This is a genomic window from Hymenobacter lapidarius (assembly GCF_001816145.1).
Taxonomy (GTDB): domain Bacteria; phylum Bacteroidota; class Bacteroidia; order Cytophagales; family Hymenobacteraceae; genus Hymenobacter; species Hymenobacter lapidarius.
This window is the reverse complement of sequence record NZ_MDZB01000126.1, coordinates 1-23968: the sequence shown is the minus strand read 5'-3', so window position 1 is coordinate 23968 and position 23968 is coordinate 1. Positions and strand designations below refer to the sequence as shown.

The window sequence follows — 23968 nt, the reverse complement described above, 5'->3', positions numbered from 1 at the left end:
ATATCTTTGGACAGGACTTCCATTAAAATGCGAAAAAAGGAGTGTCGTAACTCAAATTTCGCGCTTTTTTGGGAGTCCTTTTACTTTCTAAACAGCTTCAGAGTTTGCGATTCGGGAGCCGGGTTATTCAGGGGCATTGTAACTACTGTTATTTCAGTTAAAAATCAGTGGCCCCACTTGCAAGAAACAATACGAGCCAAGCTGGTCCACAAGGTTAAGCAACGTTTCTGAAGTAAATCTGTAGGAGCTGTGGTGGTGCGTTAAGTAGGTATTCAGCAGGGTATATTTCGGGGAAGGCCTACTGCATACATATGCAGGTGTGGCTTTTAATCCGAAGCTAAAGGTGCCCTTCGCATGACCCGCCAGCGTGGAAGGATGGCAGCGTGAGCTTTCTGACAGACGGCAGTATGGTGATTAGCCGCGCTGGGCCAGCCAGTAGGTGTGCGCATCGCTCCACAGGCGGCGCAGGTCCAGCGCCGACCGGTCGAAGAGCAGGTGCATGCTTCCTACCCAGCCCACGGAGCCTACCCAGCCGGCCAGCACGTCGGAGGGGAAATGCACGCTCAGGTACACGCGCGACCATCCCATTAGCAGGGCCCAGGCCGTGCCCAGTACCACCACCACCCACCGCGCCCGGGTGGGCCAGAGCAGCATGCCCAGCGCCAGGGCCAGGGCCGCAGCGCCCATAGCGTGTCCGCTGGGGAAGCTGAAGGAAGTTTCCGGGGCGATGGACGACCAGAGCGTAGGGCGGGGTCGGGCCAGCAGGAGCTTAGCAAATAGGTTCAGCGCCCCGGCACCGCCTACCGACAAGAAAAAGAACAGCGCGGCCCGGCGCGGCCCGGCCAGCAGCAGGCCCAGGAGCACGGTTGCTTCCACCAGCGGCGTCCAGAAGGTGCCGCCGGCCCGCGACATCCACACCGCAACGGCGTCCTGATTGGGACTGCTCATCCGGTGGAGCAATTCCAGAATGGCCTGGTCCAGGGGAAGCCCATCGCCCTCCCACACCTCCTGGCCCACTTTGACAAATACCAGCCACGGGCCGATAAACCCCAGCAGCAGGCCCAGCAATAGATTGCGGTGGTTGCGCCAGAGCAGTTGGAGGAAGCCCCAAAGGGAGTGCATCAGGGTCATAGCAGTAGCGCAGGCAGCGTTTAATGCAGTAGAAAACAGTGCTTACCGCTCATAATAGACCCGCCATTTACCTACATCGCTGCGCTGCGGCAGGCGCTGCAGCAGCCATTGGTGCTCGGGGTGCACCTCGCCTTTTACCAGTAGCACGGGGCGCTGCCGCAGCAGCGAGTCCAGCGCGGGGGGGGCGGCCCGCTGAGGTCCAGCCAAGTGGCGCGCCAGCGGGATTCAGCCTCAAACTGCGTTTCGCGCACCAGGTTGTGGTTGCCGGCATACAGCGACACCGGCACCCGGCCCAGTGCAAAAGCAAGATAAGGCAGCAGCTCGTTGTATACCAGTACGGGGCGCCCCCGCAGGCCGGCTTGTTGCAGGGCCGCCACCACGGGCTGGGTGCCGTTGAAGGCCAGTTCGTTGGTATGGAGCAGCGGCTTGGCAGCCAGGAGCAGGGCCACCATAAACACTGTAGCGCCCCCCAATAGCCGTTTTTCCGGGGCCAGGCGGCTGTATCTGGCCAGGTACACCAGGCCCGCCACGCCCAGCGCCGCCACGCCAATAGTCGGCAGTGGCACCACTAGGTGCGTGAGACCTGCCGCCAAGGACAGCGCCGCGAGTACCAGTAGCACCACGGTCCAAAAGACCAGCAGGCCGGTGCTCCAGCGGGCTAGCCCGGTAGCGGGCAGCTGGTGCAGGTAGTAAGAGGTGAGCAGCGCCATCCCCGGAAAAACCGGCAGCACGTACAGCAGCAGCTTCGACTGCGACAGGGAAAAGAACCCCACCGGCACCAGCACCCACCACAGCCAGACGCTGCGCCACGGCGGCGGCAGGGCTTCCCAGCCCGTGCGCACCGCCCGCGTCAGCAGCAGGCCCGACCACGGCAGGCTGGTGGCCGGCACCAGCACCAGGTAGAACCACCAGGGTCTGGCGCGCCCAAACGCTTCGGCGCTGGCGAACCGCTCCACGGTGTGCCCCACCAGAAAGTAGCGCAGGAAAGCCGGGTTTTCGGCCACCAGATACCCGTACCAGCTCAAGCCCACTCCAATAACCAGCGCCAGCCCCGCGGCATGGTGCCATGTGAAGGGCTGCCGCGCCCGCTGGCCGCGAAAGTAAAAGCCAACCACGACCATCAGCGGCAGCAGAAGCCCCACGGGCCCTTTGGTGAGAAACGCCAGCCCCAGCGCGCCCCAAAAAACGTAGAGCCCGCCCCAGCCGCCCCGGTGGTAATGGCGCAGGACGCCGTAGGCCGCCACCAGCTCCCAGGTAGCCAGGTAGCCGTCGGTCGTGACGTTGAGGGCCGAAATCCAGACCACGGGAAACGTGCCGTACAGGATGGCCGCGCCCAGCGCCCGGCGGGTGTTATTCTCGAAGCACAGCCGGCCCATTCCGTACACCAGCACCACCTGCGCTAGCACGTCCAGTACCGGCAGCAGCCGGACGCCCGCCACCGAGGAGCCCGTGAGGGCCAGGCCCACCGCCGTGAGCCAGTAGGTGAGCGGGGGCTTGTGAAAATGATAGATGCCCAGCAGCCGCGGATGCAGCCAGTCGCCGGACACCAGCATCTCCCGCCCGATTTCGGCGTAGCGGGCCTCGCTGCTTTCCAAGGGCCCCCAACTGCCCAGCCCGATGCCCAGTGCCACCGCCAGCAGCAGCAGAAACAGCAGCAACGCCTTCGGAACCTTGCCGGTGTGCGCAGGCTTTTCTATGCCAATGCTTTCCATATCAGCGCGTGCGCGGCGGCGAAACTCAATGGGCCGGTTTGTCATCGAGCCAGGCCGCGAACTGGCGCAGGCCCTCGGCCAGCGGCGTGCGGGGCGCGTAGCCAAGCAGGCGGTGGGCCTTGGTGTTGTCGGCGTAGGTGGTGGCCACGTCGCCGGGCTGCTCGGGCCCAAATGCCAGCTGCGGCACCACGCCCACAGCCGCGCCCACGGCCGCTATCAGGTCCAGCAGGGCCACCGGGTGGCTGTTGCCCAGGTTCACGGTTTCGTAGGTGCCCGGGTGCTGCAGCAGGTAGTTCAGGCCCCGCACAATGCCCTCCACCGTATCGGCCACAAACGTGTAGTCGCGCGAGGTGCTGCCGTCGCCGTAGACCGGGATGGGCTGCCCGGCCCGCAGCAGCCGCACAAACTTATGAATGGCCAGGTCGGGACGCTGGCGGGGGCCGTACACGGTGAAAAACCGCGCATTGAGCACGCTCATCTGGTAGAGGTGGTGGTAGGTAAAGGTAAGGGCCTCGCCGGCCAGCTTGCTGGCCGCGTAGGGCGAAATGCAGCGTGCCAGCAGCGGCTCATCTTCGCCAAAGGGGATGACCGGCGTGTTGCCGTACACGGAAGAGGAGGAGGCAAATAGCAGCGTCCGGACGGCCCGCTCGCGCATCCACTCCAGCAGATGCGTGGTGCCGAGGACGTTGTTTTCCATGTAAGCCGCCGGCTCCCGCAGCGAGGGCGCCACGCCGGCTTTGGCGGCCAGGTGAATCACGGCATCGTAGGCGAGGGCCGGCAGGACGGCGGTGAGCGCGGCAGGGCCCTGGCGCAGGTCGGCTTCGTGGAAAGAAAACCGGGGGTGCTGGCGCAGCGCCGCCAGGTTCTGCTCTTTCAGCTGGCGGTCGTAGTACGGGTCGAAGTTGTCGAGGCCTACCACGCGGCAGCCATCAGCCAGCAGCCGCTCGCACAAGTGGGAGCCAATAAAGCCGGCGCTGCCGGTAACCAAACAAGTAAGCATCAGGGAAGCAGCAGAAATTAGCCGGTGGGTTTGCCCCTTGGTGGGTTGGGTGCCAGCTTATCGCCAAGTCCGTAGCCCCGCCGGACCATAGGGTGGCCCGGCGGCCATAAACAATTAAAAAACTGAGCGGTGATTCAACAAAGAACGCCAATCTACAGCTGTACTACCACGGTGGCCCCAAGAGCACCTTGCTGGTAGCTGGGCAGCACCAGGGCCCGGTTGCCCATCACCTTGCGCAGCGGCTTCGTTACCCGCGGATACAGCCAGTAGGCTGCTTCGGTCGACAGAATGCCCACGCCCGCCCCGGCCAGCACGTCCGAAAGCCAGTGCACGTCTTTGGCCATGCGGATGCCTGCCGTGGCGCCGCCACCGAGTAGCCCCCTACGCTATACCAGCGGCTCCGCCCGCCGTACTCCTTGTGCAAGACCGTGGCGGAGGCAAAGGCCAAGCTGGTGTGCTGGCTCGGAAAGGAATGAAAATCGGAGCCGTCGGGTCGCTGCACGTGCGTGAGCTTTTTCAGGTTGCCGGTCAGCGCGTCGTTGAGCGTGAAAGCCAGCGCCGCCAGCAGCAGCTGGTCGACCGGCTTGTGGCGCCCCGGCACGCCCGCTAGGCCCAGGCCCAGCGCCACGGCCCCGGGCAGGTAGCGCATCTGGTTATCGAGGTGCGTGAGGGGCTGGCTCAGGTGCTCGCGGATTTCCTCGCGGGTTTCCTCGTCTGTTTCCAGCAGGGCCACCCTGTGGGTGGTCAGGGCCCCGGCCGTGAGTAGCAGCGCCGGGGGCAGCAGCTTCCGCACGGTGGACCGCTGCCAGAGGCGTTGCGGCACGGGGGCGGCCCGTTGCGCAACCAGAGAATCTGGGGAGTGGGCGGGCGCTGCCGGCAGCTGCTGGGCGCGCAACGGCAGCCAGGGCAGCAAACAAGCCAGCGTCGCAAGCAGGTATCGGGGCATGGAGAATTCGGTCGAAGGAGGTGGTAAACCTATTGGTCAATTCTGTAGGAAGTCTGTAGCCGCGGCGGCCGGCCGGCCTCTAAAACATCACCCGCAACGTGTGCAGGGCCTGCTCAGCAGCGTATTCGTACCGCACTTCAAACCCGTAAAACGAGGCAATACCGTGCACGATGGACAGCCCCAGACCGGGGGAGTCGGAGGAAGGATTATGCTTGCGGAACCGCTCGAAAAACTGCGCGGGGTTCTGCGTGGCCGCCAGCACCGGCCCCGTGTTGCTGATGGTCAGCTCTTTGGCCGTGAGCACTACCCGCAGCAGGCCGCCCGGGTGGTTGTGCCGGATGGCGTTGTGCAGCAGGTTGCTCACCAGCGAGTCGGCCAAGGCCGGGTGTAGCTGCAGCGCTTCGGTCATGGGCAGGCTCGTTTCCAGCCGGAGCTGCTTGTCTTCGATGAACTCCTCCAGCTGCAGCAGCTTCTCCGTCAGGAGCTGCTGCAGGTGCACCGGCACGGCAGCGGCAAACTGCTGGTTCTCGATTTTGCTGAGCAGCGTCAGGCCCTGGTGCAGGCGGGCCAGGCGCTGCACGGCGGCGTAGAGGTCGGCCACGAGCGGGCCGGCCGGCGCGGGCAGGTCGGGCAGCTGCAGCAGCTGCTCCAGCTTGGCCTGCATAATGGCCAGCGGCGTGCGCGTTTCGTGGGCCGCGTTTTCGGTAAACTCCTTGAGGGAGGCGTAGTCGGCGGCCACCCGCTCGCTGAGGCGGGTGAGGGTGAGGTTGAGCTGCGCAAACTCCTCGATGCGGGTACCGGGCAGCTGCAGCACCTGGTACTGGCGCACGTCGTAGGCGCTCAGCTGCTGCAGGGTGCGCTCAAAAGGTGCCCAGAGGCAGCGCGCCAGCCAACGGTTGAGCAGCACCATGCTCACCAGCAGCGTGCCCAGCACCCCCAGCAGCAGCCACTCAATCAGGCGCCGTACGTCTTCGGTTTCCAGCAGCGACTTGCTCAGCGATACCCACCGCGTCTGCCCGTTCAGCTGCAGCCGGAACGTGAGTTGGCGATAGGGTTCCAGCTCGTTTTCCAGCGGTTCCAGCAGCAGCACATCGCGCAAAACTTCGGGCAGGGGCCGGGCGCTCAACTGCATCCGACCCTCAAAAGGAGTGCCCGGTAGGTGCCCCGTGCGCCGCACTTCCCGCCGCAGGTAGTCGCGCTGCTGAAACAGCCGCTCTTCCACTTCTCCCTGCAGCGCCCACAACACCCCAAAGTACAGCAGCGCGCTCCCGATAGTGAAGAGCAGGCTGGCCAGCAGCACGTAGTAGCGGTTGGTGGCGGTCAGCAGCTTCATTCTGCACTGAATTTGTAGCCCACCCCGTACACGGAGCGGATGTAATCGGCCGCTCCCTTGTCCTGCAGCTTGCGGCGCAGGTTTTTGAGGTGGGTATAGAGAAAGTCGAAGGAGTCGGCCGCGTCGGCGGCATCGCCCCACACGTGCTCGGCAATGGATTCCTTGGTGAGCACGCGGCCCGGATGCGTGAGCAGGTACAGCAGCAGGTCGTATTCCTTGCGGGTGAGCACCACCGGCGCGCCGTGCACCAGCACCTGGGCCTGGTCGGGAAACACCGTGAGCTCCTGAAACAGCAGCTGGCGCTGCCCCTGGAACTGCCGCCGCCGGATAATGGCCTTCAGGCGGGCGCTCAGCTCGGAAAGGTGGAAGGGCTTGGCCAAGTAGTCATCGGCCCCCAGTTCCAGGCCCAGTACTTTATCATCGAGTGCCCCCCGGGCCGAGATAATCAGCACGCCGGCCGGCGAGTTGTCGGCCTTGAGCGTGCGCAGCACGTCCAGCCCGTTGCCATCGGGCAGGGTCAGGTCCAGCAGTACGCAGTCGTATCGGTAAAGCTTGATTTTCTCGTGGGCCTCCCCGTAGCTCACCGCCACTTCCACCACGTAGCCGTCCTGGCGCAGGTATTCTACCAGCGAGGAGCGCAGGGCCGGCTCGTCTTCTACAATCAGCAGTTTCACAGGGGGGCGCGAAAGGATATAGCTCGCAAAGTAGGCTGCAAATCTGAAGACTTTCTGATGGCCGGCCCATCCCCCCATTGGCGGCTCTGTTCCCGCGTCGTTCCTTTGCAGCCTTTGGATGCGCCCCTGCGGACGCCCTTTTTGAGGCGTCGGGATGTTGCTGTTCTGCTGCTCTGCGCGAGTCCGGAAAGTATCGGTGGTGCCACATAGTAGCACAAACCAGGTGTTTGCCCAGCGCAATGGCCTGCGCCAGGCACGGGGGCAAAGTAGAGGAGGAGGGAACAAATCGCGCAAAGGGGTGTTTGCGAGCCTGAACGACCCTCTTGCCCGGCCCCGAAGCACGCCGGACGGCGCAAGGTCCGGCCCAGTTGGTGCCCAACGTCCGGCCGGAGTGGGTTTGCGTAGGTATGCTTTGGCGGCCCGGTCGCTACTTTTTTCATCTTCCTTTTAGGACTGTATCCATATGACTCGTTTTTTGAAAACCAACCTGGCGGCCCTATTGCTGCTGCTACTGCTGGCTTCCTGCACCGAACAGCCCGCCGGAGCCCAGCAAACCACCACCCAGTCCGTGGTCCGGTCCACGGCCGGGCCCGCGCCCGCCAACATGCAGGGCCTGGCCACGGCCACCTTCGCCGGGGGCTGCTTTTGGTGCACCGAAGAGGTGTTTGAAGAACTCAAAGGCGTGAACGCCGTGGTGTCGGGCTATAGCGGGGGGCGCGAAGCGAACCCCACCTATGAGCAGGTGGGCCGGGGCGAAACCGACCACGCCGAGGCCATCGAGGTGTACTACGACCCGAAAGAAGTGAGCTTTGCCACGCTGGTGGATGTGTTTTTCCGGGCCGCCCACGACCCCACCACCCTCAACCGCCAGGGCCCCGATGCCGGGGCGCAGTACCGTTCCGTGGCGTTCTACCGCACTCCCGCCGAGAAAAAAACCATCGACGACGCCATTGCCCGCGTCAATGCCAGCAAGCAGTACGGCAGCGCCATCGTCACCCAGGTGGTACCGTTCCAGAAGTTCTGGCCCGCCGAGGACTACCACCAGGGCTACTTCCGCCTCCACCCCGAGTCGGGGTATGTGCAAAACGTATCGGCCCCCAAAGTGGAGAAGTTTCGCCACAAATTCCCCGAGCTACTGAAAAAACCGCTGTAAATAGCTTGTCGCCTGTCATGCTGACGAAGAAAGCATCCTCTCACCGAAGAACAAATCGTTCTGGGATGAGAGGATGCTTTTTTCGTTAGTACGACGGGGAGGCGCGGCAGCACTGGGTTTACTGAGCCCACGAAAGCAGCTTCGCGCTACTCCGGCAGCAGGCGGATAATGAAGTTCCGGAGCGGGTTTTTCTTGATGATGGTAACGAGCTGCCCGTTCACGTACTGGTACTCGTCCTCGCGCCCGTCGCGCAGGGCCCGCCAGTTGCCCGTTTTGTTGCGGCTCAGGGCAAAGTAGTCGCCGAAGTATTCGGCATAGGCCCGGGCCTGGCCGGGCGGCGGCTCGGCGAAAAACAGATTGGTCACCGCGTACCGAATAGGCTGCTTCTCGGTGGCTGTATACTCATGCTTGTACTGTTTGGCCACGATGTCGTAGTGGTCACCTTTCCACTCGGCGCGGGAGGAAAAATCGCCCTGGTTGGTATGCGCCTCCACCGTCGAGAGCATCAGCTGCCCGTTGCGGAAGCGGTTTATCACCTGGTAATAAATCTTGAGGCGGTAAACCAGGAAATTTACCTTCACATCGCTCACCAGCGAGTACGTCACCTCGGTTCCTGCTGCGGCCTGCCGCGTGGCCGTCATGGTGCCCACCCGAATGCCTGCCACCTCAATACCGTAGTGCCGCACCTCGGCCGCAGCGGGCCGGGCGGCGGGCGGCGTGGGCGGCGCCAGGGCACTGAGCAGAAACAAGGCGGAAAGTGGCAGGAGCATTAGTGGGCAGGTAATAAAAAAAGGAAGGCCATGCGCACCGACAGGCGGCATGGCCTTCCCACTAAGGGCCTATCTGGAAGGCATCTAGGTAGTCTGGAAAGTTGGTAGTCCCGCGCCCTACTGCTTGTTCAGGTTCCAGTTGTAATCCAGGTAGCCAACCTTGGCACTGGTACTCATTTTGGTCTTGGAGTACCGGTTCACCCATTTCGCCACCGACTGGCCGTTTTTCTCCCAGTCGCCCTTGTACCAGTCGAAATACTTCGAGAGCTGGGCCGTCGACTTACCGATTTTGTTCTTGGTCGGGTCGTTCACAAAATCGCGGGCCTGGTCTTCGAGCTGCTTTTCCAACTCCGACGCGGTGAAGGCCTCGTTGCGCAGACGCGGGCAGGAAATAGAGGCGCACACCAGCGCAAAGTGAATGCGCGGGTCGTCAAATTTCTTGCGCAAAATCCCGTGCTCGATGTTGTCGAGGCTTGTCTTTTCGCCGCCGATGCTGAAAAACTTGATGGCCCAGGGCGTGGTCACGAACGGAACCTTGATTTTCGAGCCAATGTCCTTGATGCTCTGCACCGGGTAATGGTCGAGCACGAGGCGGATGGTGTAGGCGTTGTAGGCGTTAATCCAGTAGGCCATCTGCTCGTTTTTGGACCAGCTGGCGGCGGGTGGGTTCTTGCTGAGCATCGCCAGGTACTGGTCGAAAGCCTGCTCATCGGCCTTAAAGCCCTTGTAATCGACCAGCCCCTGCGCCGAAACGTGCTTTTTGAGCAGCTTGTCGAAGGCGCCGTGGTCGACCACTGCACTGGCGGCGGCTACAGTATAAGTGGGGCCAGCCACGGGGTTGAGGCCGGGCGCTACCATAGCCACGGTGGTCAGCGTGCCGGCGGCCAGGACCAGTGCCGCGATGGTGGAGGATTTCATGAGTTTGTTCATAACATTCATAACAGGAGTATACGGGAAAGCGCCGCTATAAAGATTGCTCCCTGGCAATCTCCGGGCCGGCGTAGTTTCGTAGAATGCAAAAAGGCTGCCACGAGGGCCGCCGCCCTGGCGGCCCCATCCCACGGCCCCGTCCGAGAGCCGCGCCGGTTCCATTTAACCGCTGCAGAGGCTCATCGGTCCGTTAAAGCGCAGCTTTGCAAATTATTGCGGAATTTGTACATCCATAGCCATCCTGCCTCAATGCTCAGCGTCATTATTCCCACCTGCAACGAAGCCGCCAACATTGGCCGGCTGGTGGCCGAGCTGCGCCTCAACGCAGCACCGGATGCCGTAGAAATCCTGGTAGTGGACGCCGGCAGCCCCGATGGCACCGCCGCCGCCGCCCGCGCCGCCGGGGCCACCGTACTGCAATCGCCGGCCGCCGGCCGCGCCACCCAAATGAACTACGGGGCAACGCACGCCCAAGGGGACCATTTCTATTTCGTGCACGCCGACGTGCGCATTCACCCCGACTACGTGGCCACCATTGGGCAGGCCGTGGCCCGGGGCTACGCGGCGGGCTGCTACCGCTTCCGGTTCGATTCGCCGCACCCGCTGCTGCGCATCAACAGCTACGGCACCCGCTTCACGGGCATCATGAGCCGGGGCGGCGACCAGACCCTGTTCATCACCCGGGCGCTGTTTGAGCAGCTGGGCGGCTTCAATGAGCAGTTCGTCATCATGGAAGACTTCGAGATTATCCAGCGCATCCGGCGCGTGGCCAGCTTCTACATCGTGCCGCAGGACGTGGTGGTGTCGGCCCGCAAGTACGAAACCAACGGCTGGCTGCGCGTGCAGCTGGCCAACCTCACTGCCTTTTCCATGTACTTTCTAAAGCTGCCGCCCACCCGCATTGCCCGCACTTACAAGGCCCTGCTGAACTACCGGTGATGCTTCCGCGCGTGCTTGTGACCGGGGCCAACGGCTTTCTGGGCCGCCACCTCGTGGCGGAGCTGCTGCGCCGTGGCCACCCCGTGCGCGCGCTGGTGCGGCCCGGCCGGGAGGCGGCGGCCTCTCCGCTACCGCTGCTGCACACCCTGCCCATCGAAATCTGTGAGATGGACCTGGCCCAGACGCCCGGCCACGCGGCGCTGGCCGACGCGGCCGCCGGTTGCGGGGCCATTATTCACGCGGCGGCCCTGGCCCAGGTAAACCCGGCCCGCAACCCCGCCGTGTGGGCCGCCAACCTGGGCGGCACCGAGCTGGCCCTGCGCCTGGCGCGGGCCACCGGCGCCGCCCGCCTGGTGTACGTGGGCACGGCCAATGTCTTCGGCTTTGGCTCGCGGCAGCAGCCCGGTGATGAAACCCGCCCTTACGCCGGCCGTCGCTACGGCCTCGACTACATGGACAGCAAGCGCGCCGCTACCGACCTGGTGCTGCAGGCCGTGGCCCGCGAGCAGCTGCCCGCCGTGCTGGTGCACCCCACCTTCATGCTGGGGCCCGGCGATGCCAAACCCACCTCCGGGGCGCTGCTGCTGGAACTGCACGCCGGCCGGCTGCCCGGCTATCCCCGGGGCGGCAAAAACTACGTGCACGTGCAGACGTGGCCGTGGCCACCGTCAACGCCCTCACGCAGGGCCGGGTGGGGGATTCCTACATTCTAGGCAATGAGAACCTGAGCTACCGCGAGGCCTTTGGGCTGATGGCCGGGGTGCTGGGCGTGGCCGCGCCGCGCTGGCCCGTGCCGCGCCCGCTGGCCACGCTCTACGGCGGGCTTTGCAGCTGGCAGGCGGCCCTCACCGGCCGCCGCGCCCAGGTAAACCCGGCCATGGTGGCCGTGGCCAACGACGGCCACTACTTCACCCCGCAGAAAGCCCGCGCCGAGCTGGCCCTGCCCCAAACTTCTATTCAACAAGCCATTGCCGAAGCCTTCGACTGGTTTACAACCCATGGCTATGTCCAGTAACCCTGCCGGCCCCCTTGCGGGTCAGGTCGTCCTCATCACCGGCTCCGAGTCCGGCATTGGCCGCGAAACGGCCCGCATCTTTGGCCGGCTGGGGGCCGCGGTGGTGCTCAATGGCCTGCAGGCCGAGCGCCTGGAGCACACCCGCCAGGCCCTGGCGGCCGAGGGCTACCGGGTAGCCGCCTGCGTGGCCGACGTGACTGACTTTGCGGCCTGCGAGCGCCTCGTGGCCACGGCTATCGACGCCTTTGGCCGGCTCGATGTGCTGGTGACCAATGCCAGCATCTCCCAGCGCGCCTATTTCGCCGACATGCGGCCCGAAGTGTTCCGGCAAGTGCTCGATAGCAACGTGTACGGCTCCGTGTACCCGCTCAAAGCAGCCCTGCCGCATTTGCTGCAAGCGCAGGGCAGCGTCACGTTTATCTCCTCCATTTCGGCCCTCAACGGCATGCCCAGCGGCTCGGCCTACTGCGCCGGCAAGGCCGCGCTGGCCAACCTGGCCCACACCCTGCGCCTGGAGCTGGCCGACAGCGGGGTGCATTTTGGGGTGGTGCACATCGGGTTCACGCAGAACGATGCCGACAAGCGGGTGCTGGATGCGGCGGGCCGGCCCGTGCCCATTGCGCACCGCCCGCCGCGCTGGCAGAAGTCGCAGGCGGAAGTGGGGGCCATCATCGTGCGCCACGTGCGGCAGCGGCGGCGGCGCACGGTCATCTCCGCGTTGGGCCGCCTCATTCTGGTGGTGCATTCGCTGCTGCCCCGGGTCGGCGACTGGGTGGTACTACTTACGCAGCGCCGGCTGCGGAAATTTTATGAGTAATCCGCTGGCGGCTTGATTTCTGGCTTTGGTTAGTTCTTCTTTAAAAGCTGCGCATCCGGGCTCACATCGGCGTTGCTATCTGCCAGCGCGCACTCAGCTCGGCGAAACGGGTTCGTACCGCTTGTTTCTCGTACTCGGTGGTCAGGGTCTGCTCGGCGTAGTCGCGCAGCAGTTGGGCCTGCTCCCCAATGGCGGCGCGGCGTCCGGCGGGGCGGGCCGCGTCGGCGGCGCCGGCCAAGGCATCCAGCAGGCGCAGCAGCACTGCATGATTGCCACGGGCGTTGATGCGCACCAAATCGAAGGCCAGGCGCAGGTAGCCGGCAAAGTCGGGGGCCGGCAGCCACGCCCGCGGATGCTGCTCGTCGTCGGCGCAGAGGCTGGTGGGGAGGGGCCGCCCCGCCAGGAGCTGCAGCAGCATCCCCAGCCGGTCGATGGCCATGATGCCGGTGGTGGTGTCGTTGATGCCCGGCGAAAGGGCCTTCAGGGCAATATCTACCAGCTGCTGCAGGCCGAAGCCAACGTCCTGCTCGCTGCTGCGGTGCCGCGCCAGTCCCACGCAGCCGCGCAGCGCCGCCAGCGCCTCGGCATCCAGCGTCTTGGCTCCGGGCTCTTCCTGCTGCACATAAGCCAGCACGTCTTGCTCGCTTACAAATGCGCCCACTGTCTGTGCCAGCTGCACAAAGGCCCGATGTTCGTTGGCCCAGCGCAGCAGGGCTGCCGCGTCTACGTGCTGCACGTAGCCCGGCTCGTCGGGATGCACCACCTGCCCGTTGCCCAGCCACAGCGGGGGCTTCGCTGATTCGGGCGCCGGCTCGCTTACTTCGGCGGGAAACAGCTTTTCGATGCTCTCAGCCGTGTCGTTGCTGATGCGCTCCAGGATGGTGCCGGTTTGCAGGGATTCGGCCGTGTGGTGAATGAAGAAGATGAGTGCCACCACGCCTCCCAGTGCCAGCACCAGGCCCGCGAGTACGGCCGTGGCCGGCACAAACTTCTGCTCGTCGACGGAGCGGATGGTGCCCAGCACCAGCAGGCAATACACAAACACGCCCACGAAGTAGCCCATCACCACCTGGTTGCTCCGGTCGCGCATAAAATTGCGCAGCACCCGCGGTGAGTACTGGCTGCTGACCTGCGAAATGGTGGACAGCGTGAGGGAAAAGACCAGCGCGGCCACCGTGAGCATGGAGCCGGCAATGGCCGTGAGCATTCCCCGCGAGCCCTCGGCTCCGGCCCCAAACAGTAGCGGAAACCTTTTGGCCCCAGCAAAGGACGTGTGCGCGTCGAATGTAACCAGCCCGTAGGCCAGGCCCACGGCGCTCAGTACCAGCAGCCCCGGCACAAACCACAGGGACTCTTGAAGGCGTTGCCAGAGAAAACGAAAACGCACCATGGGCGGGGAGTTAGCGAAATTTTCGACAAGGTGTAGCCATTCACAGTGGCGGCCTGCATCACCAGAAAGCTCATTGTGGACCACTTAGGACGTACCATCGTTGCTGCAAACGGCACTTGATGTGGCTTCCCGGCTGCGCTAGCGGCAGAAGGGAAGCCGCTACAGCGCGGCGGCTATCCGGCGCACCGACACGCGCTGTTTGTAGTCGGGGTTGAAGTAGGTGAACTTGATGCGGCCGTCGCGGCCGATGACGTAGGTGGCCGGCACGGGCAGCACGTCGTCGGAGGCGGCGTTGGCTTTCTTCAAATCCACTCCGAACCCTTTATACTTGAGGGCAGTGGCGGGGTCGACGGTGAAGGCCGTGTTGTAGGCTTTCATGATGACGAAGCCCTGGTCCTGCACGATGGGGAAGGCCGCTTTGGTCTTTTCCACGGTCTTGCCGATGTTCTCCTGGGTTTCGGGCGTTACCACCACCACCTGGGCCCCTTTGGCGGTGAGCAGCTGCAGAGAGTCCTGGAGCTGGCTGAGCTGCTTGTTGCAGTAGGGGCACCACTGGCCACGGTAGAAGTAGAGCACCACCGGCCCCTTTTTCAGCAGCTGCTTCAACTCCACAGGCCGTCCGGCGGCATCCTTTCCTTTGAAGGCCGGGGCCACGGTACCCACGGCCAGCGGCGCGGCGGTGCGAGCGGGCGCAGACTGGGCGCGTCCGACCAGCGGCAGCGCGGAGAATAGGAGAGTTGTGAGTGTCAGTTGATAATTCATCATGGCCGCAAGGTAACTCTTCGGGGACAGCACCGGCTGGCAGCAGCACCAACGTCCCTTTTCAAGTCCTGCGAGGGTGGGGCATGTGGGGGCGGCAAAAACTATCTTATTGGTTTCAGCGTTGGGTGATTCACGATGCGACACCTTACCTCCCTGCTACGACGCCTGACGGCGGTAACCTTTCTGGTTACCTACCTGGGCGTGTTCGCGGGGCAGGCTTTTTGCATCGGCACCGGCGACCCATTTGCCGAAAGTGGCCGGGCCGCTTGCTGCGTGGGCAATACGACGGCCAAGGGCAAAGACGCCAAAAGCCCGGATTGCAACAAGCGCGGCATTGCCCGCCTGTTGGCCGCCCAGGATGCTCCGCAGGCCCATTCCTTTCTGATTGCGGCGCCGGCGCTGCTGCCAGACATGGCTGTTTTTCTGCCTTCCCCCCGATTTGTGCGGTGGAGCAGGACGCAGAAAGTGGCCCTGGTGCCCACCCGGTACCTGCCCCCCAAAATCCCCGACATTCGGATTTTCCTGCATTCCCTGACCGTCTGAACCACGGTTTTGTGCCACAACCCTGCCGGGCATAGCATTGCTATGCCCGGCAGGGTTGTGCGTTTTGGCGCGGGCGAGGTTTGGGTTTATCCCGAGTTCATAGTCGTTCGACGGAGCGCCTCACCCCCTGACCCCCTCTCCGAAAAGGAGAGGGGACACCGGTCTTGCTTCAGCCGATAGTCGTCTGGCTCCCCCTCTCCTTTTCGGAGAGGGGGCCGGGGGATGAGGCGCTCCGTTGAACGAATCCATGCACGAGCCGAAAAACTGCGTTAGTCCCTAAAGGGGCCTGTGCAACCTAACTCTTCTCCAATCATTTCCCCTCACTTTTCATTCCCCAAATCCCATGCGTACTCCATTGCTTTTCTTGACCCTGACCGCTGCCACCACCCTGCTGCTCAGCAGCTGCGACAACAAGGCCACCACCAAAACCACCACCGATACGACCACTATGACCACAGCCCCCGCCGACAGCAGCATGATGGCTTCGCCGGACGGCATGATGGCAGGTGACTACACCTGCGAGATGCACCCCGAAGTGCACAGCGACCACCCCGGTAAATGCCCCAAGTGCGGCATGAACCTCACCAAAACCACTGCGGCCAAGTAACCCAGCCGGCCCCTGAGGCCCGCGCCGTTTTCGCCGGCTGTTCCCTGTTCCTTCTCCTTTACTATGGTTAATAAACTCATTTCGCTGGCGTTGCGCAACCGCGTGCTGGTGCTGCTGGTGGCGGCCGGCCTCTTCGGCTGGGGCTTGTATTCGATGCTGCGCAACCCCATCGACGCCATTCCGGACCTGTCCGAAAACCAGGTTATCGTATTCACGGAGTGGACCGGCCGCAGCCCGCAGGTGATTGAGGACCAGGTAACCTACCCGCTCGTGTCGAACCTGCAGGGGGTGCCGAAGGTGAAGAATATCCGGGGCACCTCGATGTTCGGAATGAGCTTCGTGTACCTGCTATTCGAAGACGACGTGGACCTGTACTGGGCCGCTCGCGGGTGCTGGAGCGCCTCAACTACGCCCAGCGCCTGCTGCCGCCGCAGGTAACGCCCACCCTCGGGCCCGATGGTACGGGGGTGGGCCACGTGCTCTGGTACACGCTCGACGCCAAGGGCATGGACCTGGGCGAGCAGCGCGCCTTGCAGGACTGGTACGTGAAATTTGCCCTTCAAACCGTGCCTGGCGTGAGCGAAGTCGCCTCCTTCGGCGGCTTCGAAAAGCAGTACCAAATCAACCTCGACCCCACCAAGCTCAACTACTACCGCATCCCGCTGGGCGAGGTGCTGCGGGCCGTCAAGGCCAACAACAACGACGTGGGCGGGCGCAAGTTCGAGCTCAGCGACATGGGCTACATCGTGCGCGGGCTGGGCTATATCAAGTCGATTGCGGACGTGGAAAACATGCCCGTGGGCACCTACCAGTCGGTGCCGGTGCGGGTGAAGGACGTGGCCACGGTGCAGATGGGCGGGGATATCCGGCTGGGTATTTTCGACGTGAACGGGGAGGGCGAGGCCGTGGGCGGCATTGTGGTGATGCGCTACGGCGAGAATGCCGACCTCGTCATCAAAGCCGTGAAGGCGAAGATGGCCGAGGTGCAGAAAGGCCTGCCGCCGGGCGTCAGCTTCTCCATCGCCTACGACCGCAGCACGCTGATTGAGAAGGCCGTAGCCTCCATCCAAGGCACCCTGCTGGAGGAGATGCTGGTGGTGTCCGTCATCGTGCTCATTTTCCTCTTCCACTGGCGCAGCGCCCTGATTATTCTCATTCAGATGCCGCTGTCTATTGTCATTGCCTTCATTTTGCTGGAAGCCTTCCACGTCACTTCCAACATCATGTCGCTCACCGGCATTGCCCTGGCCATTGGGGTGATTGTGGACGATGGCATCGTGGTGGTCGAAAACGTGTACCGCCACCTCGCCGACGCCCAGGCCGCCGAGCAGGCGGGTCTGCCCCCGGCCACTGCCGCCACCACCGACGCCAACGCCGCGCCCGCCCCTAAAACCGCTGCCGTATGACCCGCGAAGAACGCAACCGCATTATCGAAAAAGCCTGTCAGCAGGTCGGGCCAGGTGTTTTCTACTCCTCGGTTATCGTCATCGTGTCGTTTTTGCCGGTATTTCTGCTCACCGGGCAGGAGGGCAAGCTGTTTTCGCCGCTGGCCTGGACCAAGACGTTTATCCTGCTTGTCGATGCCTTCATCGCCATCACCGTGGCGCCGGTGCTCATCAGCTTTTTGCTGAAGGGCAAGCTCAAGCCCGAAAGCAGCAACCCGCTGGGCCGGTTTCTGGAGCGACTCTACACGCCCCTGCTGAGCTGGTGCCTGCGCTGGCGCAAAACCACGCTGGCTCTCAACATCCTGGCGCTGCTCATCAGCCTGCCGATGCTTTTTAGTTTGGGCACCGAGTTCATGCCCCCGCTCGATGAGGGTAGCATTCTGTTCATGCCCGTGACCCTGCCCGACGTATCGAACACCGAGGTAAAGCGCATTCTGCAGGTGCAAGACCGCATTATAAAGGCCACGCCGGAAGTGGCGCACGTGCTGGGCAAGGCCGGCCGGGCCAACACGGCCACCGACAACTCGCCGATTTCGATGATTGAAACCATCATCCTGCTCAAGCCCCGCGACCAGTGGCGGGACGGCATGACCAAGGCCAAAATCGTGGACGAGCTCAACGGCAAGCTCCAGATTCCGGGCGTAGTCAATGGCTGGACCCAGCCCATCATCAACCGCATCAACATGCTCAGCACCGGTATTCGCACCGATGTGGGCGTGAAAGTGTACGGCCAGAACCTCGATTCCATCTACCAGCTAGCCACCCGCATCAAGCAGCAGCTCGACGGCGTGCCCGGCGTGAAAGACCTGTACGTGGAGCCCATCACCGGGGGCAAATACCTGGATATTTCCATCCGCAAGGACGAAATCGGCCGCTACGGCCTCAGCATCGACGACGTGAACCTGCTCGTGGAATCGGCCTTGGGCGGCATGCCCCTCACTACCACCATCGAGGGCCGGCAGCGCTTCAGCGTGAATGCCCGCTTCGCGCAGGACTTCCGCAGCTCGCTGCCCGCCATCCGCAACCTGCAGGTGCAGACGCCCGGCGCGGGGCCCATTCCGCTTTCGGCCATGGCCGACATCCGGGTGGCCGAGGGGCCGCCGATGATAAACTCGGAAAATGCGCTGCTGCGCGGCACGGTGCTGTTTAACGTGCGCGGCCGCGACCTGGGCGGCACCGTGGAGGAAGCCAAGCAGCAGCTCGAAACCTTGCCTACGCAGATGCCCAAGGGCTATTTCCTGGACTGGAGCGGCCAATATGAAAACCAGCTGCGGGCCACGCGCACGCTGCAGCTCATCATTCCTATCGTGCTGGTTATCATCTTCGGGGTGCTCTATTTCACGTTTGGCTCGCTGAAGGAGGCATTTTTCAACATCGTCACCATCCCATTTGCGCTTATTGGCGGGGTGTATATCGTCTACTTTTTCGGCATCAATCTGTCGGTGGCCGTGGCCGTGGGCTTCATTGCCCTGTTTGGGCTGGCCGTCGAAACCAGCATTCTGATGGTGATTTACCTCAACGAAGCCGTGCAGAAACTGGTGGCCGAAAAGGGCAACTCTAGTGAGGCCCTCACCAACGCCGACATCCGCGCGGCCGTGATGGACGGCGCCACCAAGCGGCTGCGCCCCAAAATTATGACCGTGTCGGTGTCGCTGTTTGGGCTGGTGCCGGTGCTGTGGGCCACGGGCGTGGGGGCCGATGTGATGCTGCCCATCGTGCTGCCGCTGATTGGGGGCGTGTTCACCTCCTCCATTCACATTCTGCTGGTGACGCCGGTGGTATTTGAAATGACCAAGGAATACGAGCTGCGCAAACACGGCCGGCTGGAAATCCCGGCAATTACTCATTAAGTTATGAAAGTAAGTCTGTTAGCTTATGCCCTGGGGGCGCTGCTGCTGGTGCTGCCGCGCCTGGGCACGGCCCAGCAAGGGTCGCGCCTGCCCCTCGATTCGGTGCTGCGCCGCGTGGCGCGCGACAACCCCAGCCTGCGCCGCTACGAGGCCCGGATTGGGGCGGCCGATGCCTACGCGAAAGGCGCCCGCACCTGGGCTCCGCCCACCGTGGGCGGCGGCCCCTTCATGATACCTTACAACTCGCCCCGCGCCAGCGACAACGGCCCGGTGATGCGGCAGGGCTCCATTATGCTGTCGGTGGACCAGAACTTTCCCAACGGCGCGCGGCAGCGGGCCAACGAGCGCTACCTGCAAAGTCGCGCCGGCGTGGAGCAGGAAAGCCGCGCCTACGAACGCAACCAGCTCCTGGCCGATGCCCGGCAGCACTACTACACCTGGGCGCTGCTGCTCAAAAAACAGCGGGTGCTCGACGGCAGCGAGGAGCTGCTGCGCTTCATCATCCGCTCCATCGAGCTGCGCTATAAGTACGGCGGCGAGAAGCTCAGCGACGCCTTCCGGGCCAAGGCCGAGCTGCAGCGCCAACAAGCCGAGGAGCTGGAGGTGCAGGGCCGAATTGACGAGCGGCGCATCGCCCTGAACACGCTGATGAACCGCCGGCCCGACGAGCCGTTCGACATCGACTCCGCCTACGCCCGCCCCGATTACCGCGCCGCGCCCGACACGGCCACCCTGGCCCGCTCCCGCAGCGACGTGCGCCGCCTCGACCAAACCCTGGCCCGCACCCGCCTGCAGCAGGACCTGGAGCTGGCCAGCCGCAAACCCGAATTCGGGGTGCGCTACCAGCACATGAACGCCTTAGGCAGCAACAATCCCAACCTGTACACCCTGCAAGGGATGGTGTCGATACCGATTGCGCCCTGGGCCGCCCGCGGCTACAAGGCCAACGTGGCGGCGCTGGGCCTGGAAGCCGTGGCCCTGCGCGAGGAGCGCGCCGCGCTGGTGGCGCAGGCCACCGGCAAGGCCTCGGGCCTGCTGGCTCGGCTGCAGGCCAAGGCCGGGCAGATAGCGCTGTACGAACAGCGCATTATACCGGCCGTGCTGAAGAGCTACCGCGCCACCCTGCTGGCCTACGAGCAGAATACCGAGCAACTCACCGCCGTGCTGCAGGCCTGGGAAACGCTACGCGCCACCCGCCTCGAAGCCGTGAATCAGGAAATGGAATACGTGCAGCTACAAACCGACTATGAGCGTGAAATTGAACAATAGCCCCGCCTCCGCCGCCAAGCGTCGTCCGTCGCGCTGGCTGGCCGGACTGGGCCGGCTGGCCGTGCTGCTCGCGGGCCTGGCCGCTACGGCCTGTTCCGGCAAGCCGGACGCTCCGGCGGGTGACCCAGCAGCCGCCACCCCGGCGGCAGAGGCCGCCGTGTACACCTGTTCCATGCACCCGCAGATACTGCGCGACGAGCCTGGCGACTGCCCCATCTGCGGCATGAATCTGGTGAAAAAAGCCAACATGATGACTACGGTCCCGGTCCCGGCGGCCTCGGCTACCGGAACCAATGCGGGCGGCACGGTGCCTGCCCCCGACGAGCAGGTGCTGTCGCGGGTACAACTGGTGCAGCCTTCCCCAACGGCTGACTCGGCGACGACCATTATCGCGCCGGGCGCTATTGCCTACGACCCCCGCCGGTTCGAAAACGTGGCCGCCCGCTTCGGCGGGCGCATCGAGCGCTTGTACGTGCGCTACCAGTTCCAACCGGTGCGCGCCGGCCAGAAGCTCTACGACATCTACAGCCCCGAGCTGGTGACCGAGCAGCAGAACCTGCTGTTCCTGCTGAAAACCAACGACCCTGACGACCGGGCCCTGCTCAAGGCCTCGCGCCAGAAGCTGATGCTGTTGGGCCTCACGGCGGCACAGGTGCGGGCCGTGGAGCAGCGCGGTCGGCCGCAGTTGAGCGTGAGCGTGTTCAGTCCGGTGAGCGGCTACGCGATGGAAACGGGCCCCGCGGTTGCCGCCGGAGCATCGGGCATGAGCCAGCAAAATAGCGCGGTCCCGGAAGGCACGGCGCTGGAGCAGACCGCGCAGCTCGCCATTCGGGAGGGCCAGTACGTGGAACGCGGGCAGCGCGTGCTGCAGGTGGCCAACACCGACCAGGTGTGGGCGCGCCTGCAGCTGTACGCCCGCGACGTGGCCGCCGTGCAGCCGGGCCAGCCTGTAGAAATTACGCTGAACGACCGGCCGCAGTCCCCGGCCCTGCAAGCCCGGGTGGCTCTGCTGGAACCCGTGCTGGCCGGCGACGCCGCCACCGTAACGGCACGGGTGTACCTGCCCAACCCTGGCGGGCAGCTCAAAATCGGGCAGCTCGTGACGGGCCGCATCACGCCTCCGGCAGCGTCGGACGGCCTGTGGGTGCCGGCCACCGCCGTGGTTGACCTCGGCACCCGGCAGGTGGTCTTTCGCCAGCAGCCGGATAGCCCGCGCCTGCTGGCCGTGGCCGTGGTAACCGGGGCCCGCCGTGGCACGCAGGTGCAGGTAGTTCGCGGCCTGCGCCCCGATGACCGGATTGCCGAAAACGGGCAGTATATGGTTGATAGCGAATCTTTTATCAAACCCGTGGCCGATGCGCAATAGTAGAAATATGCGAAACCTGGCCTTGTTGGGCCTCAGCCTTGGGCTGGCCGCCTGCGGGCGTAAGGATGACCCCGCCACCGCCTCAGCCCCGCAAGCCGATGCCACAGCCACCTCGGCCACGGCCGCGCTGGGTCGATACTACACCTGCTCCATGCACCCGCAGGTGCACCAGGACCATCCCGGCGACTGCCCCATCTGCGGCATGGACCTGATTGCGGTGAACAAGCCCACGGCCAGCGCCACTGGCAGCGCCCGCACCCTGCAGCTGAGCGCCGAGCAAGTGCGGCTGGGTAACATTCAGGTGGCCAAAGTGGGTCAGACGGGCCCGGCGGATGGCACCAGCGGCGCGGCCCCGGTAACCGGCCTGCGCCTCACGGGCCGGGTGGTGCTCAACCCCGAAAACCTGGTGCAGGTGAGTGCCCGCGTGCCCGGCCGCATCGACCGGCTCTACGTGCGGGCCACCGGCGAAACCGTGCGGGCCGGCGCGCCGCTGTTTGCTATCTATAGCGAGGAGCTGCTCAAAGCCCAGCAGGAGCTGCTGCTGGCCCGGGCGCAAATGCGCGAACTATCAGGCCAGCAAATCGATTATGCCCCGCTGGCCGACGCGGCCCAAACCAAGCTGCGCCTGTGGGGTATGACGTCCCGCCAGATTACCACGCTGCTGCGCTCGGGTAAGGTGCTGAACCCGATGCCCTACTTCAGCCCCAGCAGCGGCATCGTGCAGACGCTGAACATCCGCGAGGGCGACTACGTGAGCGAGGGCAGCGCCGTGCTGCAGCTGGCCGACCTGAGCTCGGTGTGGGTAGAGGCCCAGCGCTACGCCTCCGACCAGCCCCTGCGCGACGGCCAAACCGTGCAGGTGTCCTTCCCCGCGTTTCCGGGCCGCGTGGTGCCGGGCCGGGTGAGCTTCAGCAGCCCCGAGCTGGCCGGCGAAAGCCGGGTGGCGCTGGTGCGGGTCGAGATTCCCAATCCGCAGCGGGAGTACACGCCCGGTCTGCAGGCCGTGGTCGAAACCGTGGGGCCGGTGCGCCGGGCGCAGCCGGTGGCAGCGGGTAGCCTGCGCGTACCTATCGAGGCCGTTTTGCAGGAATCGGCCGGCAACAGCCTGTGGGTGCGCAACCCCGATGGCCGCTTCGAAAACCGCGTGGTGAAGCTGGGGCCCCAGACCGGCCAGCAAGTCGTAATCCTCTCTAACCTCAAAGCCGGGGAGGAAGTCGTCGTAAATGGCGCTTACCTGCTCAACAGCGAATACATTCTGCAGAAAGGCGCCACGCCCATGGCGGGCATGGAAGGCATGAAGATGTGAGCGGTGGCGCCGGGATTTTTGTAGTCGTACAGAAAGAACAGTCATGCTGCGGCTACTGCGGCTACCTTGGCTGCTTTGTGGTAACAACCGACTTTCCCTTTACCCGATGAGCTGCCGGGCAATGTCGGGCAGGGTGGGGCCGGTGAGGGTGGGCGCGGGGGCTAGCGGGTACACCTGTTGGCCGGGGCGGGCAATAAAGGCGGCCTGCAGGCCCGCCAGCTGCGCCCCGGCCGTGTCCCAGCCGTGGGCGGCCACCAGCATGGCCTGGGCGGGGGCCACTTTCAGCTGCTTGCAGGTGCTGTGGTAGGTATCGGGGTGGGGCTTGTAGCGCTTGAGCGAGTCGATGCTGAGTAGCTGCTCAAAAAAGCCGGTGAGGCCGGCGTAGGCCATCTGCTTCTGCACCGTGGCATCGGGCGAGTTGGTGAGCGTCACCATGCGGAAGCCCGCTTTTTGCAGGGCCGTGAGGCCGGGAATGATGTCGGGGTGCGGGGGCAGCTCGGTGATGAGGGTGAGCAGCTCCTTTTTGCGGGTCGCGGGGCGAGATGGCTGGCCCAGGGCCTGAGCCACCATATCGAGGGCCGCGTCGCCAATCTGCCCGAAGTTGTGGTAGTTGCCGGTCACGGTATCGACCAACGAATACTGGAGCAGCAGCGCAAACCACTGTTTGAAGGCCGTTTCAGACTTGAATTCCTGATTGACAGCCTGCTGCAGCTTGCTCAGGTCGAGCATGGTTTCGTTGACGTCGAAAATCAGCAGCTTCGGGCGGTTAGGGGCAGCAGTCATGGCGGACAGGGAAAAGGGCAGGGCCGCTACCGCAGTGGCCAAGGCGAGGAAGGATAAAACAAAGCGTCGCGTAACCATGCGCCTGCTTACGCAACCCCTGCCGCGTCAGGCTGCCCTAGCCCGCATTTTTCTGAAAGGCCCAATTCAGTCAGACAGCCGTCTAGTAGTAGGTGCACAGTATCCACTAAGAACGTCATGCTGAGCGCAGCCGAAGCATGACGTTCTTA

The 23968-nt window shown here is 64.1% G+C and carries 22 protein-coding genes and 1 pseudogene; 12 read left to right on the top strand and 11 right to left on the bottom strand.

The genetic code is table 11. The features are described 5' to 3' along the window. Positions 1 to 414 precede the first annotated feature (414 nt). The 6 genes from BEN47_RS14420 to BEN47_RS14395 form a co-directional block, all read right to left on the bottom strand. The gene (locus BEN47_RS14420; protein WP_070729100.1) at positions 415 to 1122 is read right to left on the bottom strand and encodes a phosphatase PAP2 family protein; all 708 of its coding nucleotides are present in this window, start codon (positions 1120 to 1122) and stop codon (positions 415 to 417) included. Positions 1123 to 1265: 143 nt separating this feature from the next. Beyond that, on the bottom strand, positions 1266 to 2843 hold the full coding sequence (locus BEN47_RS14415; protein WP_070729097.1) for a glycosyltransferase family 39 protein: 1578 nt from the start codon (positions 2841 to 2843) through the stop codon (positions 1266 to 1268). Between the two features lie 25 nt (positions 2844 to 2868). Beyond that, the gene (locus BEN47_RS14410) at positions 2869 to 3843 is read right to left on the bottom strand and encodes a GDP-mannose 4,6-dehydratase (RefSeq protein WP_070729096.1); all 975 of its coding nucleotides are present in this window, start codon (positions 3841 to 3843) and stop codon (positions 2869 to 2871) included. Between the two features lie 247 nt (positions 3844 to 4090). Then, the gene (locus BEN47_RS14405) at positions 4091 to 4789 is read right to left on the bottom strand and encodes a phosphatase PAP2 family protein (RefSeq protein ID WP_125921697.1); all 699 of its coding nucleotides are present in this window, start codon (positions 4787 to 4789) and stop codon (positions 4091 to 4093) included. A gap of 79 nt (positions 4790 to 4868) precedes the next feature. Further along, positions 4869 to 6122, bottom strand: a complete 1254-nt coding sequence (locus tag BEN47_RS14400; RefSeq protein ID WP_070729094.1) for a sensor histidine kinase — start codon at positions 6120 to 6122, stop codon at positions 4869 to 4871. Further along, entirely contained in the window at positions 6119 to 6796 is a 678-nt protein-coding gene (locus BEN47_RS14395; protein ID WP_070729093.1) for a response regulator transcription factor, read from the bottom strand. The genes BEN47_RS14400 and BEN47_RS14395 overlap by 4 nt, the downstream gene beginning before the upstream one ends. A 463-nt stretch (positions 6797 to 7259) precedes the next feature. Between BEN47_RS14395 and msrA the strand changes: the two genes are divergently transcribed. Next, the gene (gene msrA / locus BEN47_RS14390; protein ID WP_070729092.1) at positions 7260 to 7949 is read left to right on the top strand and encodes a peptide-methionine (S)-S-oxide reductase MsrA; all 690 of its coding nucleotides are present in this window, start codon (positions 7260 to 7262) and stop codon (positions 7947 to 7949) included. A 146-nt stretch (positions 7950 to 8095) separates the two neighbouring features. On the opposite strand, the gene BEN47_RS14385 is transcribed toward msrA, so the two are convergent. Both BEN47_RS14385 and BEN47_RS14380 read right to left on the bottom strand, forming a co-directional pair. After that, complete coding sequence (locus BEN47_RS14385; RefSeq protein WP_083322444.1) at positions 8096 to 8719, bottom strand: DUF6134 family protein; 624 nt, start codon at positions 8717 to 8719, stop codon at positions 8096 to 8098. A 117-nt stretch (positions 8720 to 8836) separates the two neighbouring features. Continuing rightward, positions 8837 to 9637 carry a DUF547 domain-containing protein gene (locus BEN47_RS14380; protein ID WP_239691617.1) on the bottom strand — a complete coding sequence of 267 codons (801 nt, stop codon included), beginning with the start codon at positions 9635 to 9637 and terminating at the stop codon, positions 8837 to 8839. Between the two features lie 261 nt (positions 9638 to 9898). On the opposite strand from BEN47_RS14380, the gene BEN47_RS14375 reads away from it, so the two are divergent. The 4 genes from BEN47_RS14375 to BEN47_RS14365 are packed head-to-tail and all read left to right on the top strand — an operon-like array spanning position 9899 to position 12420. Beyond that, positions 9899 to 10588 (top strand): TIGR04283 family arsenosugar biosynthesis glycosyltransferase, encoded by a 690-nt coding sequence (locus BEN47_RS14375; protein ID WP_070729090.1) that lies wholly within the window; start codon positions 9899 to 9901, stop codon positions 10586 to 10588. After that, entirely contained in the window at positions 10588 to 11301 is a 714-nt protein-coding gene (locus tag BEN47_RS14370) for an NAD-dependent epimerase/dehydratase family protein (RefSeq protein ID WP_317039522.1), read from the top strand. The genes BEN47_RS14375 and BEN47_RS14370 overlap by 1 nt, the downstream gene beginning before the upstream one ends. After that, entirely contained in the window at positions 11247 to 11603 is a 357-nt protein-coding gene (locus BEN47_RS22710) for a Rossmann-fold NAD(P)-binding domain-containing protein (protein ID WP_317039521.1), read from the top strand. The genes BEN47_RS14370 and BEN47_RS22710 overlap by 55 nt, the downstream gene beginning before the upstream one ends. After that, positions 11593 to 12420 carry an SDR family oxidoreductase gene (locus BEN47_RS14365; protein ID WP_070729089.1) on the top strand — a complete coding sequence of 276 codons (828 nt, stop codon included), beginning with the start codon at positions 11593 to 11595 and terminating at the stop codon, positions 12418 to 12420. The genes BEN47_RS22710 and BEN47_RS14365 overlap by 11 nt, the downstream gene beginning before the upstream one ends. A 61-nt stretch (positions 12421 to 12481) precedes the next feature. Here BEN47_RS14365 and BEN47_RS14360 read toward each other — a convergent pair whose 3' ends face one another. Together BEN47_RS14360 and BEN47_RS14355 are read right to left on the bottom strand one after the other, a co-directional pair. Further along, positions 12482 to 13810, bottom strand: coding sequence for a DUF2254 domain-containing protein (locus tag BEN47_RS14360; RefSeq protein ID WP_070729088.1), 1329 nt, complete (start codon positions 13808 to 13810; stop codon positions 12482 to 12484). 159 nt (positions 13811 to 13969) lie between these two features. Further along, the gene (locus BEN47_RS14355; protein ID WP_070729087.1) at positions 13970 to 14575 is read right to left on the bottom strand and encodes a peroxiredoxin-like family protein; all 606 of its coding nucleotides are present in this window, start codon (positions 14573 to 14575) and stop codon (positions 13970 to 13972) included. A 132-nt stretch (positions 14576 to 14707) separates the two neighbouring features. Here BEN47_RS14355 and BEN47_RS14350 point away from each other — a divergent pair, with 132 nt between their 5' ends. The 7 genes and pseudogenes from BEN47_RS14350 (at position 14708) to BEN47_RS14320 (ending at position 22958) form a co-directional block, all read left to right on the top strand. After that, positions 14708 to 15115, top strand: coding sequence for a hypothetical protein (locus BEN47_RS14350; RefSeq protein WP_070729086.1), 408 nt, complete (start codon positions 14708 to 14710; stop codon positions 15113 to 15115). Between the two features lie 343 nt (positions 15116 to 15458). After that, positions 15459 to 15722, top strand: a complete 264-nt coding sequence (locus tag BEN47_RS20620; protein ID WP_125921696.1) for a heavy metal-binding domain-containing protein — start codon at positions 15459 to 15461, stop codon at positions 15720 to 15722. 63 nt (positions 15723 to 15785) lie between these two features. Further along, positions 15786 to 17128, top strand: a pseudogene (locus tag BEN47_RS14340) (efflux RND transporter permease subunit). Then, on the top strand, positions 17125 to 19017 hold the full coding sequence (locus BEN47_RS14335; protein WP_070729084.1) for an efflux RND transporter permease subunit: 1893 nt from the start codon (positions 17125 to 17127) through the stop codon (positions 19015 to 19017). Before BEN47_RS14340 ends, BEN47_RS14335 begins: the two are co-directional and overlap by 4 nt. A 3-nt stretch (positions 19018 to 19020) precedes the next feature. Then, positions 19021 to 20286 (top strand): TolC family protein, encoded by a 1266-nt coding sequence (locus BEN47_RS14330; protein WP_070729083.1) that lies wholly within the window; start codon positions 19021 to 19023, stop codon positions 20284 to 20286. Next, positions 20270 to 21652 (top strand): heavy metal-binding domain-containing protein, encoded by a 1383-nt coding sequence (locus tag BEN47_RS14325; protein WP_158011031.1) that lies wholly within the window; start codon positions 20270 to 20272, stop codon positions 21650 to 21652. Before BEN47_RS14330 ends, BEN47_RS14325 begins: the two co-directional genes overlap by 17 nt. A gap of 7 nt (positions 21653 to 21659) precedes the next feature. Next, the gene (locus BEN47_RS14320; protein ID WP_070729081.1) at positions 21660 to 22958 is read left to right on the top strand and encodes an efflux RND transporter periplasmic adaptor subunit; all 1299 of its coding nucleotides are present in this window, start codon (positions 21660 to 21662) and stop codon (positions 22956 to 22958) included. Positions 22959 to 23057: 99 nt separating this feature from the next. Here the strand turns inward: BEN47_RS14320 and BEN47_RS14315 are convergent, their stop codons facing one another. Further along, positions 23058 to 23741 carry a haloacid dehalogenase type II gene (locus tag BEN47_RS14315; protein ID WP_083322447.1) on the bottom strand — a complete coding sequence of 228 codons (684 nt, stop codon included), beginning with the start codon at positions 23739 to 23741 and terminating at the stop codon, positions 23058 to 23060. Between the last annotated feature and the right edge of the window lie 227 nt (positions 23742 to 23968).

Excerpts from the sequence above, each read along its gene's own strand:
- BEN47_RS14420 (WP_070729100.1), bottom strand. The coding sequence starts at position 1,122 with ATGCACTCCCTTTGGGGCTTCCTCCAACTGCTCTGGCGCAACCACCGC.
- BEN47_RS14415 (WP_070729097.1), bottom strand. The coding sequence starts at position 2,843 with ATGGAAAGCATTGGCATAGAAAAGCCTGCGCACACCGGCAAGGTTCCG.
- BEN47_RS14410 (WP_070729096.1), bottom strand. The coding sequence starts at position 3,843 with ATGCTTACTTGTTTGGTTACCGGCAGCGCCGGCTTTATTGGCTCCCAC.
- BEN47_RS14405 (WP_125921697.1), bottom strand. The coding sequence starts at position 4,789 with ATGCCCCGATACCTGCTTGCGACGCTGGCTTGTTTGCTGCCCTGGCTG.
- BEN47_RS14400 (WP_070729094.1), bottom strand. The coding sequence starts at position 6,122 with ATGAAGCTGCTGACCGCCACCAACCGCTACTACGTGCTGCTGGCCAGC.
- msrA (WP_070729092.1), top strand. The coding sequence starts at position 7,260 with ATGACTCGTTTTTTGAAAACCAACCTGGCGGCCCTATTGCTGCTGCTA.
- BEN47_RS14385 (WP_083322444.1), bottom strand. The coding sequence starts at position 8,719 with ATGCTCCTGCCACTTTCCGCCTTGTTTCTGCTCAGTGCCCTGGCGCCG.
- BEN47_RS14380 (WP_239691617.1), bottom strand. The coding sequence starts at position 9,637 with ATGAAATCCTCCACCATCGCGGCACTGGTCCTGGCCGCCGGCACGCTG.
- BEN47_RS14375 (WP_070729090.1), top strand. The coding sequence starts at position 9,899 with ATGCTCAGCGTCATTATTCCCACCTGCAACGAAGCCGCCAACATTGGC.
- BEN47_RS14370 (WP_317039522.1), top strand. The coding sequence starts at position 10,588 with ATGCTTCCGCGCGTGCTTGTGACCGGGGCCAACGGCTTTCTGGGCCGC.
- BEN47_RS14365 (WP_070729089.1), top strand. The coding sequence starts at position 11,593 with ATGTCCAGTAACCCTGCCGGCCCCCTTGCGGGTCAGGTCGTCCTCATC.
- BEN47_RS14360 (WP_070729088.1), bottom strand. The coding sequence starts at position 13,810 with ATGGTGCGTTTTCGTTTTCTCTGGCAACGCCTTCAAGAGTCCCTGTGG.
- BEN47_RS14355 (WP_070729087.1), bottom strand. The coding sequence starts at position 14,575 with ATGATGAATTATCAACTGACACTCACAACTCTCCTATTCTCCGCGCTG.
- BEN47_RS14350 (WP_070729086.1), top strand. The coding sequence starts at position 14,708 with ATGCGACACCTTACCTCCCTGCTACGACGCCTGACGGCGGTAACCTTT.
- BEN47_RS20620 (WP_125921696.1), top strand. The coding sequence starts at position 15,459 with ATGCGTACTCCATTGCTTTTCTTGACCCTGACCGCTGCCACCACCCTG.
- BEN47_RS14335 (WP_070729084.1), top strand. The coding sequence starts at position 17,125 with ATGACCCGCGAAGAACGCAACCGCATTATCGAAAAAGCCTGTCAGCAG.
- BEN47_RS14330 (WP_070729083.1), top strand. The coding sequence starts at position 19,021 with ATGAAAGTAAGTCTGTTAGCTTATGCCCTGGGGGCGCTGCTGCTGGTG.
- BEN47_RS14320 (WP_070729081.1), top strand. The coding sequence starts at position 21,660 with ATGCGAAACCTGGCCTTGTTGGGCCTCAGCCTTGGGCTGGCCGCCTGC.
- BEN47_RS14315 (WP_083322447.1), bottom strand. The coding sequence starts at position 23,741 with ATGACTGCTGCCCCTAACCGCCCGAAGCTGCTGATTTTCGACGTCAAC.